General features: G+C 72.0%; 13 protein-coding genes. 9 read left to right on the top strand and 4 right to left on the bottom strand.

Annotated elements, in window-relative coordinates; genetic code table 11:
- Positions 1 to 70 precede the first annotated feature (70 nt).
- The 5 genes from ACTJI1_RS00695 to gap all read left to right on the top strand — a co-directional run bounded on the left by ACTJI1_RS00695 (position 71) and on the right by gap (position 5,011).
- The gene (locus tag ACTJI1_RS00695; RefSeq protein WP_440741143.1) at positions 71 to 685 is read left to right on the top strand and encodes a M15 family metallopeptidase; all 615 of its coding nucleotides are present in this window, start codon (positions 71 to 73) and stop codon (positions 683 to 685) included.
- A gap of 302 nt (positions 686 to 987) precedes the next feature.
- The gene (gene argG, locus ACTJI1_RS00690; protein WP_440741142.1) at positions 988 to 2,421 is read left to right on the top strand and encodes an argininosuccinate synthase; all 1,434 of its coding nucleotides are present in this window, start codon (positions 988 to 990) and stop codon (positions 2,419 to 2,421) included.
- A 73-nt stretch (positions 2,422 to 2,494) separates the two neighbouring features.
- Complete coding sequence (locus ACTJI1_RS00685) at positions 2,495 to 2,926, top strand: MarR family winged helix-turn-helix transcriptional regulator (protein ID WP_440741141.1); 432 nt, start codon at positions 2,495 to 2,497, stop codon at positions 2,924 to 2,926.
- Positions 2,923 to 3,867, top strand: a complete 945-nt coding sequence (locus tag ACTJI1_RS00680; protein ID WP_310131602.1) for a GlxA family transcriptional regulator — start codon at positions 2,923 to 2,925, stop codon at positions 3,865 to 3,867. The genes ACTJI1_RS00685 and ACTJI1_RS00680 overlap by 4 nt, the downstream gene beginning before the upstream one ends.
- Before the next feature lie 145 nt (positions 3,868 to 4,012).
- Positions 4,013 to 5,011, top strand: a complete 999-nt coding sequence (gene gap, locus ACTJI1_RS00675) for a type I glyceraldehyde-3-phosphate dehydrogenase (RefSeq protein ID WP_310131604.1) — start codon at positions 4,013 to 4,015, stop codon at positions 5,009 to 5,011.
- Positions 5,012 to 5,032: 21 nt separating this feature from the next.
- Here gap and ACTJI1_RS00670 read toward each other — a convergent pair whose 3' ends face one another.
- Both ACTJI1_RS00670 and ACTJI1_RS00665 read right to left on the bottom strand, forming a co-directional pair.
- A complete protein-coding gene (locus tag ACTJI1_RS00670; protein ID WP_310131606.1) occupies positions 5,033 to 6,007 on the bottom strand; it encodes a diacylglycerol/lipid kinase family protein in 975 nt (324 codons plus the stop codon).
- Between the two features lie 90 nt (positions 6,008 to 6,097).
- Positions 6,098 to 7,450, bottom strand: a complete 1,353-nt coding sequence (locus ACTJI1_RS00665; RefSeq protein ID WP_440741140.1) for a serine/threonine-protein kinase — start codon at positions 7,448 to 7,450, stop codon at positions 6,098 to 6,100.
- Positions 7,451 to 7,547: 97 nt separating this feature from the next.
- Here ACTJI1_RS00665 and ACTJI1_RS00660 point away from each other — a divergent pair, with 97 nt between their 5' ends.
- From ACTJI1_RS00660 to ACTJI1_RS00650, 3 genes are all read left to right on the top strand, one after another.
- Entirely contained in the window at positions 7,548 to 8,039 is a 492-nt protein-coding gene (locus tag ACTJI1_RS00660) for a MarR family winged helix-turn-helix transcriptional regulator (RefSeq protein ID WP_440741139.1), read from the top strand.
- Positions 8,040 to 8,108: 69 nt separating this feature from the next.
- The gene (locus tag ACTJI1_RS00655; RefSeq protein ID WP_183080093.1) at positions 8,109 to 8,273 is read left to right on the top strand and encodes a hypothetical protein; all 165 of its coding nucleotides are present in this window, start codon (positions 8,109 to 8,111) and stop codon (positions 8,271 to 8,273) included.
- Between the two features lie 13 nt (positions 8,274 to 8,286).
- Positions 8,287 to 8,541 carry a DUF6458 family protein gene (locus ACTJI1_RS00650; protein ID WP_440741138.1) on the top strand — a complete coding sequence of 85 codons (255 nt, stop codon included), beginning with the start codon at positions 8,287 to 8,289 and terminating at the stop codon, positions 8,539 to 8,541.
- Positions 8,542 to 8,619: 78 nt separating this feature from the next.
- Here the strand turns inward: ACTJI1_RS00650 and ACTJI1_RS00645 are convergent, their stop codons facing one another.
- Positions 8,620 to 10,017, bottom strand: coding sequence for a pyridoxal phosphate-dependent decarboxylase family protein (locus tag ACTJI1_RS00645; RefSeq protein WP_440741137.1), 1,398 nt, complete (start codon positions 10,015 to 10,017; stop codon positions 8,620 to 8,622).
- 158 nt (positions 10,018 to 10,175) lie between these two features.
- Between ACTJI1_RS00645 and ACTJI1_RS00640 the strand changes: the two genes are divergently transcribed.
- Positions 10,176 to 11,051: an aminoglycoside phosphotransferase family protein gene (locus tag ACTJI1_RS00640; protein WP_440741136.1), complete on the top strand. Its 876-nt coding sequence runs from the start codon at positions 10,176 to 10,178 to the stop codon at positions 11,049 to 11,051.
- A gap of 6 nt (positions 11,052 to 11,057) precedes the next feature.
- Here ACTJI1_RS00640 and ACTJI1_RS00635 read toward each other — a convergent pair whose 3' ends face one another.
- Positions 11,058 to 11,390, bottom strand: coding sequence for a DUF7882 family protein (locus ACTJI1_RS00635; protein WP_310131614.1), 333 nt, complete (start codon positions 11,388 to 11,390; stop codon positions 11,058 to 11,060).
- Positions 11,391 to 11,461: the final 71 nt, after the last annotated feature.

Genomic DNA, 11,461 nt, shown 5'->3' with positions numbered 1-11,461 from the left:
GTCGCGCGACGGACCGGGATGGGCCTCGCGGCGGACGCGGCGCCCGGCCGCGCGCTGCGAGCGTGGAGACATGCACGCACACCGCCCGCGCCTCCTCGGGGCCGCGCTGTCCCTCCTGCTCGCCGCGACCCTGGTGGGATGCACCGCCTCTGCGGGTGCGCTCGCCCGGCCTATCGGTGCGCCGGGGACCGCGCCTGACGCTTCGCACGCCTTCGGCTCCGGCTCCGGCTCAGTCTCCGGCCTGACCGACGACGACGGGTACATCCCCGACGGAACCTCCCTGCCCCTCGACAGCGACCTCCCGGCGGTCAACCGCCTCGACCCGCGGCTGCTGGATGCGCTGCGGCAGGCGCAGAAGGCGATGGCGCAGGACGGCGACGGGTCACGCATCACCATCGCCGACGGCTGGAGGTCGGAGCGGTACCAGGAGCACCTGTTCGCGCAGGCGGTCGCGCAGTACGGCAGCGAGGAGGAGGCGGAGAAGTGGGTGCGGCGCGGGAGCGACTCCACTCACGTGCGCGGCGAGGCGGTCGACATCGCCGACGCCGGCGCGATGGACTTCCTCAACCGCTTCGGCGACGCCTGGGGACTGTGCCAGGCGTACGCCAACGAGGCGTGGCACTTCGAGCTGCTGACGCAGCCCGGCACTGCGTGCCCCACCCCGTCCCCCGACGGCCGCGGCTGACCCTCGCCCTGGTCCGGGCCGCCTCACGATTTGTGCCAAATCGCGGTTATGAGCGCCGCATAACCACGATTTGGCACAAATCTCCGCACCCACCACCGCACGTCCCGCGAGCACCGCCGGGGACATTCGTCACGAATGTCGCTTCAGCGAGGCCGTTGACGCGCATTCGGCACGAATGTGCGCCGGTGACTGCGTCGCCACGGCGGCGCCACGGCAGCGACGCGACGGCGCCCGCGCAACGCCACCGCCCCAGCGCCACCGCGGCACCGAGACCGCGCACCCCGCCCGGTAAGCTGGTCGCCGTGTCCAAGGTTCTGAGCAGTCTGCCCGTCGGTGAGCGAGTCGGCATCGCGTTCTCGGGAGGGCTCGACACCTCCTGCGCGGTCGCCTGGATGCGTGAGAAGGGCGCCGTGCCCTGCACGTACACCGCCGACATCGGCCAGTACGACGAGCCCGACATCGACGCGGTCCCCGGCCGCGCGAAGGAGTACGGCGCCGAGATCGCCCGGCTCGTCGACGCCAAGCGCGCCCTCGTCGAGGAGGGACTGATCGCGCTGCAGTGCGGCGCCTTCCACATCCGCTCGGCGGGCAAGACCTACTTCAACACGACCCCGCTCGGCCGCGCGGTCACCGGCGTCATGCTGGTGCGCGCGATGATGGAGGACGGCGTCGAGATCTGGGGCGACGGCTCCACCTACAAGGGCAACGACATCGAGCGGTTCTACCGGTACGGCCTGATCGCCAACCCGCGGCTGCGCATCTACAAGCCGTGGCTCGACACCGCGTTCGTGGAGGAGCTCGGCGGCCGCACCGAGATGAGCGAGTGGCTCGTCGCGCGCGGCTTCCCGTACCGCGACCCGAGCGAGAAGGCGTACTCCACCGACGCGAACATCTGGGGCGCCACCCACGAGGCGAAGCGCCTGGAGGAGCTGGACGCCGGTCTCGACATCGTCGACCCGATCATGGGCGTCGCCGCCTGGCGCGACGACGTCGAGGTCACGCCCGAGACGGTGACGGTCCGCTTCGAGGCCGGTCGCCCGGTCGCCATCAACGGCGTCGAGTTCGACGACCCGGTGGCGCTCGTGCTGGAGGCCAACGCGATCGGCGGCCGCCACGGCCTGGGCGCCTCCGACCAGATCGAGAACCGCATCATCGAGGCGAAGAGCCGCGGCATCTACGAGGCGCCGGGCATGGCCCTGCTGCACATCGTCTACGAGCGCCTGCTGAACGCCATCCACAACGAGGACACGGTCGCGAACTACCACAACGAGGGCCGCCGCCTCGGCCGCCTCATGTACGAGGGCCGCTGGCTCGACCCGCAGTCGCTCATGCTGCGCGAGTCGCTGCAGCGCTGGGTCGGCTCCGCGATCAGCGGCGAGGTCACGCTGCGCCTGCGCCGCGGCGACGACTACACCATCCTCGACACGACGGGTCCGGCGCTCAGCTACCACCCCGAGAAGCTGTCGATGGAGCGCGTCGGCAACTCCGCCTTCGGCCCGGCCGACCGCATCGGCCAGCTGACCATGCGCAACCTCGACATCGCCGACTCCCGGTCGCGGCTCGAGCAGTACGCCGCCGCCGGTCTCATCGGCGGCCCGACCGGCGCGCTGGTGGGCGAACTCGAGGAGGGACGCGCCCGCGCGATCCTCGAGGGCGTCGAGACGGTGGATGAGGAGCTCTCCCGCGAGATCGACCTCAGCTCCGAGGGCGCCGCGTTCGACTCCGGAACCGACTGAGCGCGAGCGGGGAGACCGCGCAGGATGCGCGCAGCGCGCACCGTTGCGGCTCCCGCATCCGTACGATGAGGGTATGGACACGCGCGTGGCCGAGGCGGAGGAGCACCGCCCCGAGAACTGGCCGCTCGGCCGGCTGCTCGGCGCCGCCTCGCGCGCCGTCGAGCGCGCGTGGGCCGAGGCGCTGGAGCAGCGCGGCCTGACGCACGCCGGGCTGATCGTGCTGCACCTCCTGGAGCTGGGCTTCGACTCGCAGTCGGACCTGGCGCGGATGGCGCAGGTCGAACCGCAGACCATGTCGCGCACCGTCGACCGCCTGGTCCGCGAGGGCCTGGTCACCCGCACGCCCGACCCGGGAGACCGCCGCCGGCACGTGCTCGCGATCACCGACGCGGGCCGCTCAGCGTTCGAGGGGGTGCGTGGGCTGGAGGACGACGTGTTCCCCGCGGTCGCCGACCCCGCCGCGCTGCGTGCAGCCCTGCTGCAGATCGTCTCCGCCCGGTCATGAGCGCGTCGCACCGCGTCGCCGTGCTGGTGCTGGAGGGCGCGAAGCCTCTCGACGTGGGCATCCCGGCGCAGGTCTTCTCGCACCGCCCGAGCATGCCGTACGAGGTGCGGGTGTGCGGCGCGGCGCCGGGGCTGGTGACCGGCGGCGACGGCCTCTCGTACCACGTTGCCGAGGGGCTGTCGGCGCTGGAGGAGGCGGACACGGTGTTCGTCCCGGGCTACCGGTCGCCCGCCACCACCGAGCCGCCCGCCTCCGTCGTCGGAGCCCTGCTGGCGGCGCACGAACGCGGCGCTCGGCTCGCCGCCATCTCCACCGGGGCATTCGCCCTGGCCGCGACCGGGCTGCTCGACGGCAGGCGCGCGACCACGCACTGGCACTACACGCGGGCGCTGGCGGAGCGGCATCCACTCGTCCAGGTCGACGAGAACGTGCTGTTCGTCGACGAGGGCGACATCCTCACCTCGGCGGGCGCCGCATCGGGTATCGACCTCTGCCTGCACCTCGTGCGCCGCGACCACGGCGTCGGGCTGTCGAACCGCGTGGCCCGGCGGCTCGTCGCCGCCCCGTACCGCAGCGGGGGCCAGGCGCAGTACGTGCCGCGCAGCGTCCCGGAACCGCTCGGCGACGTGTTCGCCAGCACCCGGGAGTGGGCGCTGGCCCACCTCGCCGAGCCGCTCACCCTGGAGCAGCTGGCCCGCAACGCCAACGTGTCGGCCCGGACGTTCTCCCGGCGCTTCGTCGAGGACACCGGCTACACGCCGATGCAGTGGGTGCTCCGCGCCCGGGTCGACCTGGCACGCGAACTGCTGGAGCGCACCGATCTCGGCGTCGAGCAGGTCGCCGCCCGAGTGGGACTCGGCACGGGCGCCAATCTGCGGCTGCACTTCCAGCGCATCCTCGGCACGTCCCCCACGGAGTACCGGAACACGTTCTCGGCGTGAGCCCGGCGCCGCCACGGCGCTGGCGGGATCCTTGCGCCACCTGGCGAAATGTCTGGCGCAATACTTGCGCAGCATGGCATCCACGCCACTGGCTGACGCGTCACCCATCCTTGAGCATGGATGCGGCAACACGAAAGGAACGCCCATGACCCGCATCGCCATCAACGGATTCGGCCGCATCGGCCGCAACACCCTCCGCGCCCTCCTCGAGCGCGACACCGACCTCGAGGTCGTCGCCGTGAACGACCTCACCGCCCCGGCGACCCTCGCCCACCTCCTCGCCTTCGACAGCTCGCTGGGCCGGCTCGGACGCTCCGTCGAGGTCGACGGGGACACGCTCGTCGTCGACGGCCGCCGCATCCGCGTGCTCGCCGAGCGCGAGCCCGCCGACCTGCCGTGGGGCGAGCTCGGCGTGGAGGTCGTGCTCGAGTCCACCGGACGCTTCACCTCCGCAGACGCCGCCCGCGCCCACCTCGACGCCGGCGCGCGCCGCGTGCTGGTCAGCGCCCCATCCGACGGCGCGGACGTCACCCTGGCGTACGGCGTCAACACCGACGCCTACGACCCGGAGCGCCACGTCATCGTCTCCAACGCCTCCTGCACCACGAACGCGCTCGCTCCGCTCGCCGCGGTGCTCGACGACCTCGCGGGCATCGAGCACGGCTTCATGACGACCGTCCACGCGTACACGCAGGAGCAGAACCTGCAGGACGGCCCGCACCGCGACCTCCGCCGCGCCCGTGCGGCAGCGGTCAACATCGTGCCGACGACGACCGGTGCCGCCAAGGCGATCGGCCTGGTGCTGCCGCAGCTCGACGGCAAGCTGTCGGGCGACTCCATCCGCGTCCCGGTCCCCGTCGGCTCCATCGTGGAGCTCAACACCACGGTCGCGCGCGACGTCACCCGCGACGAGGTGCTCGCCGCGTACCGCACGGCGGCCGACGGCGCGCTGCGCGGCATCCTCGACTACTCGGAGGACCCGCTCGTGTCGAGCGACATCACCGGACAGCCCGCGTCGTCGATCTTCGACTCGGCGCTAACCCGGGTGGATGGGCGTCACGTCAAGGTCGTCGCCTGGTACGACAACGAGTGGGGCTTCTCCAACCGCGTCGTGGACACGCTGGAGCTGCTGGCTCGCGCCTGAGGCTCAGTCCTCGCCTGAGGCTCAGTCCTCGCGCGGAACCTTGACGGTGAGGCTGGACGGATCGACCCACGTCCGGAGCGCGGAGGCGCGCCCGAACAGGTCGCCGTCCAGCTCCACCTCCTCCGCCCGGCTCAGCCGCATGACGAACTCGCGGCCCTTGAGGTAGTTCATCGCCCGCACCTCCCGGTCGGCGCCCATGAAGCGCCGGCCGACCGTGGTGCGCCGCAGCACGCCGTTCTCCCAGAAGATCTTGACGACGATCTGCAGCCAGCCGATGAATCCCTCCGGCCGCAGGACGACGATGTCGAACTCGCCGTCGTCCACCGCGGCATCCGGCAGCAGCAGGATGTTCGCGGGCAGCGACCCGCAGTTCCCGATCAGGACGGTGTGGGCGCGCGCGGAGTGCACCCCCGTCTTGTCGAGCTGGTAGCGCACGCGCAGCTGGTTCTTGTCGCGCAGCACCGTGCCGATGGCCTTCACGTAGGCCAGCCACCCGTGGCGCGCCTTCAGGTCGTCGTCGGTCGCCGCGATCATGCGCGCGTCGATCCCGACGCCCGCCATGACCAGGTATGCGTGGCGGCGGGTGGGACCGTCGCCGTCGCGCAGCTCGACCACGCCCATGTCGATGGACCGGTCGCCCCCGTCGAAGGCGGAGTCGAGGGCGTTCTCCACGTCATCCAGGGTCAGGTTCAGGTTCCGGGCGAGCAGGTTGCCGGTGCCCGAGGGGAGCAGGGCGATCGGGACGTCGCTCCCGCGCAGCGCCTCCGCGACGGTCCGGACGGTGCCGTCGCCGCCCGCGGCGATCACGACGTCGGCCCCGCGCTCGAGGGCCTCCTTGGTCTGGCCCGCACCCGGGTCGTCCTCGGTCGTCTCGAGCCAGATGGTCTCGTTCCACCCCCACCGCTGCTCGGCGGCGGCGAGCGCCTCGCGCAGCGCGGGCTCATCCACCTTCACCGGGTTCACGACGATGGCGGCGGTCCTCGGTTGCTCGGGCATACCCCGGACAGTACCGGCGAACCGGCGGCGGCGGAAGTTCGCGGGGATCCCGGGCGCGGCTCGCCGGTGCGCAGGTTCAGCGGGAAGCGGTCAGCCCTTGCCCTTGTCCGGGCCGCCGCCCTTGCCGCCGCCCTTGCCCGGGCCGCCGCCGGGACCGGGCTTGGCGGGCTCCTGCTTGGCCGGTTCCTGCTTCGCAGGCGCCTGCTGCTGCACCGGCTCCTGTTGCACCGGCTCCTGCGTGGCCGGCGCCTCGACCGGCGCGACCGTCGACGCGGGCGCGACGACGGTCGGCGTCGGCCGGGGCGTGTCCGGGACGCTCTGGGGCTTCTCCGACGCCGGCGCCATCATGCTGCCGAGCCCGAGCGTCGCCAGGACGACCAGGATGCTCCCCGCGACCGCCCCCGTCGCGACGATGCCGCGCCGGCGCCGCGTCGACGCCCGCGAGCGACGCGCTCTGGTCGTGGGCAGGATGCGCGTCGCGTCGGTCGCTTCGGGCTCAGCCCCGAGCGCGGCCGCGCCGCCGGACCGCTCGGCCGCGACCGCGGCACCGCCGACCGCCTCCGCCCCGACCGTGGGCATCGCGACCGTGGGCACGTCCTCCGGCGCTTCGGGCGTCCACCCCACCAGCTGCGGCGCCAGCTCCCGCACCATGACCGCGACCTCCAGCGCCGTCGGCCGCAGCTGCGGATCGCGCGCGGTCATGGCGCCCAGCAGCCCGCGCCAGTCCTCCGGCAGCGACGAGGGGATGCGCGGATCGCGCGCCGCCCGTGCGGCCACGGCCTCGACCGGCGTCCCGGGGTACTCGCGCACCCCGGTCAGCGCCTCCAGCATCACGAGGCCCAGCGAGTAGATGTCGGACGACGGACCGGGTTCCCCGGCGAAGATCTGCTCCGGACTGAGGTATCCGGCCGTCCCCATCACCGTGCCGATCGTCGTGATGCGCTCCGAGCCGACGAGGTGCGCGATCCCGAAGTCGGCGAGCTTCACGACGGTCTGCCCGCCGGGGACGCTCGCCTCGGCGAGCAGGATGTTGCCGGGCTTCAGATCGCGGTGCACCATGCCGGCTTCGTGCACGACCACGAGCGCCTCCGCGATGCCGACCGCCACCTCGACGGCCTCCTGCGGGGCGAGCGGACCGTGCTCCAGGCGCGTGCGGAGGTCCTCGCCGTCGACGAGCTCCATCACCAGGAAGCTGGGCGTGGTGTCGCCGTCCGCAGCGAGGTGCGCATCGTGCAGCGCGACCAGATTCGGGTGGCTCAGCCGCCCCAGCATGGTCGCCTCGGTGCGCCGTCGCGCATCGTCCACCGCTGTTCCGCTGGCGAACACCTTCACCGCGACCTCGCGGTCCAGCCGCCGGTCGAGCGCGCGGAAGACCGTCGCCATCCCGCCCCGACCCAACCGGTCGTGCAGCTCATACCGCTCGAGGAGCACTCGTTCGTCCACCGCGCGAGCATACGCGCCCATTCCGTGTCCGTGAATCCGCCGACAGTCAGGTCCACCCCCGTTGCATACGGACGCATCCTGGGCATGACTGATAAGAGTGACGCACGAACCGGAGGAGCCTCGGCCCGAGACGGGTGTGCTCGAGGCGCTGCAGGTCTACCGTGCGGCCGAAGCGGCGATGCGGCGGCGCACCGGGTCGGCGATGGGGATCGGCGAGAACGATCTGCTCGCCCTGCGCCTGATCCTCGACAACACGGCCGCCGGGCGTCCGACCTTCGCCAAGGACGTCAGCGCCTATCTGGGGGTGTCGAGCGCATCCACCACCCTCCTCATCGACCGGCTGACGAAGGCGGGCTTCGTGGAGCGGCGCCCGAGCCGCATCGACAAGCGCTCGGTGGAGCTGGTGCCCACGCGCGCCGCGCTCGGCGACACGGGTCCTCTGCTGGCCGCCGCCCAGGAGCAGATCGCCGCCGCGACCGCCGAGTTGAGCGCCGACGAGGCCGAGACGGTCACCCGATTTCTCACGAAGATGCGCCAAACCGTGGACCGGATCGCGTCCGAGCGCACGGCTAGGCCCAAACGAACGTGAAGTCAAGGGGATTGCTAGGCAATTGAAGTAGTTGTTGTGTGGAGCGCGTCAAGGAAAGGACACTTCTCCATGAACATCCTGCTCATCATCGTTGCCATCATCGCCATCATCCTGCTGCTCACCGGCGGCTTCGTGCAGTCCCTGAACTTCCTGCTCTGGGTCGGAATCATCCTGCTGGTCCTGGCTGTGATCGTCTGGCTGGTGCGACTGCTCACCGGAAGCCGTCGAGTCTAGGCCGGGAGACGCCATGAGCCTCGGCGCAGGGATCTTCCTCGTCGTCGTGGGCGCGATCCTCGCGTTCGCACTCAACGTCCAGGTCGGCTGGATCGACCTGCACCTGGTGGGCTACATCCTGATGGTCGCCGGCGTCATCGGCATCATCATCGGGATCGTGCTGCTCACCCGGCGTCGCACCTCCGTCGCCACCACCCGCTCGGCCGTCGATCCTGCGACGGGCGAGCGCGTGACGCGCCGGACGGGCGAGTCGGACGACATCGTCTGACACCCTCCCTCTCGAACGTAGAAGCCCCCGTGCCGTCTGGCACGGGGGCTTCTGCGTTGCCGATTGATGCGTTGCCGTTCACTCCATCGTGTCGAGGATGCCGACCAGGTCGTCGAAGGTCGTCAGCGGGTTCAGGACGGCGAAGCGCGTGTTCGGCCGGCCGGCGTGCGAGCTCGGCGTGACGAACGCGCGCTGCTCGTCCAGCAGGCGGGCGGACCACACGGCGTAGTCCTCCTTCGTCCACCCCTCGCGCTCGAAGACGACCACGGAGAGCTGCGGGCGCCGCACCAGGCGGAACCCGTCGCGCCGCTCGATCTCGTCGGCGATCTGCTCGGCCAGCCGGATGGATGCCGTCACGGCGTCCCGGTACGCGGCGGCCCCGTGCGACGCCAGCGAGAACCAGAACGGCAGCCCGCGCGCCCGGCGCGTCAGGTGCGCCGCGTAGTCGGACGGGCTCCACTCGGTGTTCTCGGTGAGCGTGTCGAGGTACTCGGCGTGCTGCGTGTGCGCGCGGCGGCCGGCCTCCGGGTCGCGGTAGATCAGCGCGCAGGCGTCGAACGGAGCGAACAGCCACTTGTGCGGGTCGACGATCACGGAGTCCGCGTGCTCGACGCCGGCGAAGCGATGACGCGCGAGCGGGGAGAGCATCCCAGCGAGGCCGTAGGCGCCGTCGACGTGCAGCCAGAACGAGAACTCCGACTTGAGCGCTGCGACGGAGGCGATGTCGTCGACGATTCCGAAGTTCGTCGAGCCGCCGGTCGCGACGACCGCGAAGACCGCGTCGCCGTACTCCTCCAGAGCGGGGCGCACCGCGTCACCGGTGAGGACGCCGGACTCGCCCGGCGAGACCGCGACCACGTCCACATCCATCACCCGCGCGGCCGACGATATGGAGGAGTGCGCCTCGGCGCTGCACACGATCACCCAGCGGCCGGACGGGTTGCCCCGCTCGGTGCGGGCGGCCTCGCGAGCCGCGACGAGCGCGGACAGGTTGCCGAGCGTCCCGCCCTGCACGAAGACGCCGCCCGCCGTGGCCGGAAGCCCGAACTCGGCCGCCAGCCAGGCGAGCACCTGGTTCTCCGCGTAGACCGCTCCGGACCCCTCGAGCCACGAACCGCCATAGACGGCGCTGGCCGACACGACCAGGTCGAACGCGGTCGCAGCCTTGGTCGGAGCGGTCGGGATGAACGAGAGGTACCGCGGGTGGTCGGTGGTGATGCAGGCGGGGGCGAGCACGTGCTCGAAGAGGGCGAGCGCGCGCTCGGCGCCGATCCCGGTCTCCGACACGGTCTGCCCGGCGAGCCGGCGCAGCTCGAACTCGGGCAGCGGCTTGTCGAGCGGGGTGTCCTCGCTCAGGATGCGGCGCCGCGAGTAGTCGAGCACCAGGTCGACGAGCTCACGGGTCTCGGGGGTGACCGCGTGCATGCGGTCGGCGGACGGGGCGGGCGTCTTGGTCATGGAACCTCCGACGGACATGCTTTCACACAGATCCCGCACACGTTTGGCGCGGGATGCACGGAATCGGCGTGGTTCTCCACGATACGCAGCTTTGCTGCGAACCACGAGGCCACGACGGCCGATCAGCCGCGTCCCGGCCGCCCTGGGCGCGGCGGGCATCCTGCTAGGTTCGACCGGTGAGCGACACCCCTGCGGCCGACATCGTGACGGACGAGAGACTCGTCCGTCGACTGCTCGCGGAGCAGCATCCCGACCTCCCGGGAGAGCTGCGACTCGTCTCGGACGGCTGGGACAACCAGCTCTACCGCCTCGGCGACCGCTTGGCCGTGCGCGTTCCGCGCCGCGAAGTCGCCGCGCACCTGATCGAGCACGAGCAGCGGATGCTCCCCGCGATCGCCGCGCGGGTCGGCGTCCCCGTGCCCGCGCCGGTGCGCGTCGGGTCGCCCTCGGAGGCGTTCCCCTGGCCGTGGAGCGTGGTCGAGTGGTTCGAGGGGACCGACGGCGCCTCCGTCGACGCGGCCGGACGTGCCGGGCTGGCGGAGCCGCTCGCACGGTTCGTCGGCGAGCTGGCCGTCCCCGCGCCCGAGGCGCCGAGGAACCCCGTGCGCGGCGTGCCGCTGGCCGAGCGCGACGAGGCCGTGCGCCTGCGACTGCGGTCGCTCTCCGGACGCCGGGAGGTCGCCCACCTCGAGCAGGCTTGGCGCGAGGCTCTGGAAGCGGCGGTGTGGGACGGCCCGCCCCTGCTGCTGCACGGAGACCTCCATCCCGGCAACCTGCTCATCGGCGACTCGGGGTCGCTGGCCGCCGTGGTCGACTTCGGGGATGTGACGAGCGGCGACCCCGCCACCGACCTGGCGACGGCGTGGCTGACGTTCGACGGGGACGCCCGGGAGGCGTTCCGCGCGGCGCTGCCCGCATCCCCCGACCGGGCGACCTGGAGGCGCGCCCGCGGCTGGGCGGTCGCGATGGCGTCAGCGCTCGCGATGTCGTCCGACGACAACCCGCGCATGGCCGCGCTCGCCCGGCACACGCTCGATCAGCTCGAGGAGTGAGCGGCCCTAGAGCCCGCGCTCGTGCGTGGTGCCGGTGACGTGCTGGCCGTCCTCGTCGAGGGCGATCAGGCCGGAGGAGCTCGCGGCCGACGCGGCCAGGTGCTCGATCCACTCGCGGTCGATCGTCGGGGGCCGCGACCCGCTGTAGCGGAAGCGGAGCGGGATGGACGGGTCGATCCAGATCGTGGTGCGGCCGTCGCCGTTCTCCGGCGACTCGCGCCAGCTCAGCGCGAAGGACTCCTTGCGCCGCAGCTTGGAGACGATGACGACCTCGAGGTGCGCCAGCACGCGGTCATCGAAGGAGATCTGCGTGCTGCTGTCGTACATCATGTATCCCATCGGGCACCTCCACGAACACCGTAACCCACCCGGCCTCAGCACCCCCACCGTCGAGTACACGAAAACTGCAC

The organism is Leifsonia sp. 22587 (assembly GCF_052044215.1).
GTDB lineage: Bacteria > Actinomycetota > Actinomycetes > Actinomycetales > Microbacteriaceae > Leifsonia > Leifsonia shinshuensis_C.
The sequence above is the reverse complement of the archived record's forward strand: the minus strand, read 5'-3'. Positions and strand labels throughout refer to the sequence as shown.

Excerpts from the sequence above, each read along its gene's own strand:
- ACTJI1_RS00680 (WP_310131602.1), top strand. The coding sequence starts at position 2,923 with ATGAGCGCGTCGCACCGCGTCGCCGTGCTGGTGCTGGAGGGCGCGAAG.
- ACTJI1_RS00645 (WP_440741137.1), bottom strand. The coding sequence starts at position 10,017 with ATGTCCGTCGGAGGTTCCATGACCAAGACGCCCGCCCCGTCCGCCGAC.
- ACTJI1_RS00695 (WP_440741143.1), top strand. The coding sequence starts at position 71 with ATGCACGCACACCGCCCGCGCCTCCTCGGGGCCGCGCTGTCCCTCCTG.
- ACTJI1_RS00650 (WP_440741138.1), top strand. The coding sequence starts at position 8,287 with ATGAGCCTCGGCGCAGGGATCTTCCTCGTCGTCGTGGGCGCGATCCTC.
- ACTJI1_RS00655 (WP_183080093.1), top strand. The coding sequence starts at position 8,109 with ATGAACATCCTGCTCATCATCGTTGCCATCATCGCCATCATCCTGCTG.
- ACTJI1_RS00635 (WP_310131614.1), bottom strand. The coding sequence starts at position 11,390 with ATGGGATACATGATGTACGACAGCAGCACGCAGATCTCCTTCGATGAC.
- ACTJI1_RS00685 (WP_440741141.1), top strand. The coding sequence starts at position 2,495 with ATGGACACGCGCGTGGCCGAGGCGGAGGAGCACCGCCCCGAGAACTGG.
- ACTJI1_RS00670 (WP_310131606.1), bottom strand. The coding sequence starts at position 6,007 with ATGCCCGAGCAACCGAGGACCGCCGCCATCGTCGTGAACCCGGTGAAG.
- gap (WP_310131604.1), top strand. The coding sequence starts at position 4,013 with ATGACCCGCATCGCCATCAACGGATTCGGCCGCATCGGCCGCAACACC.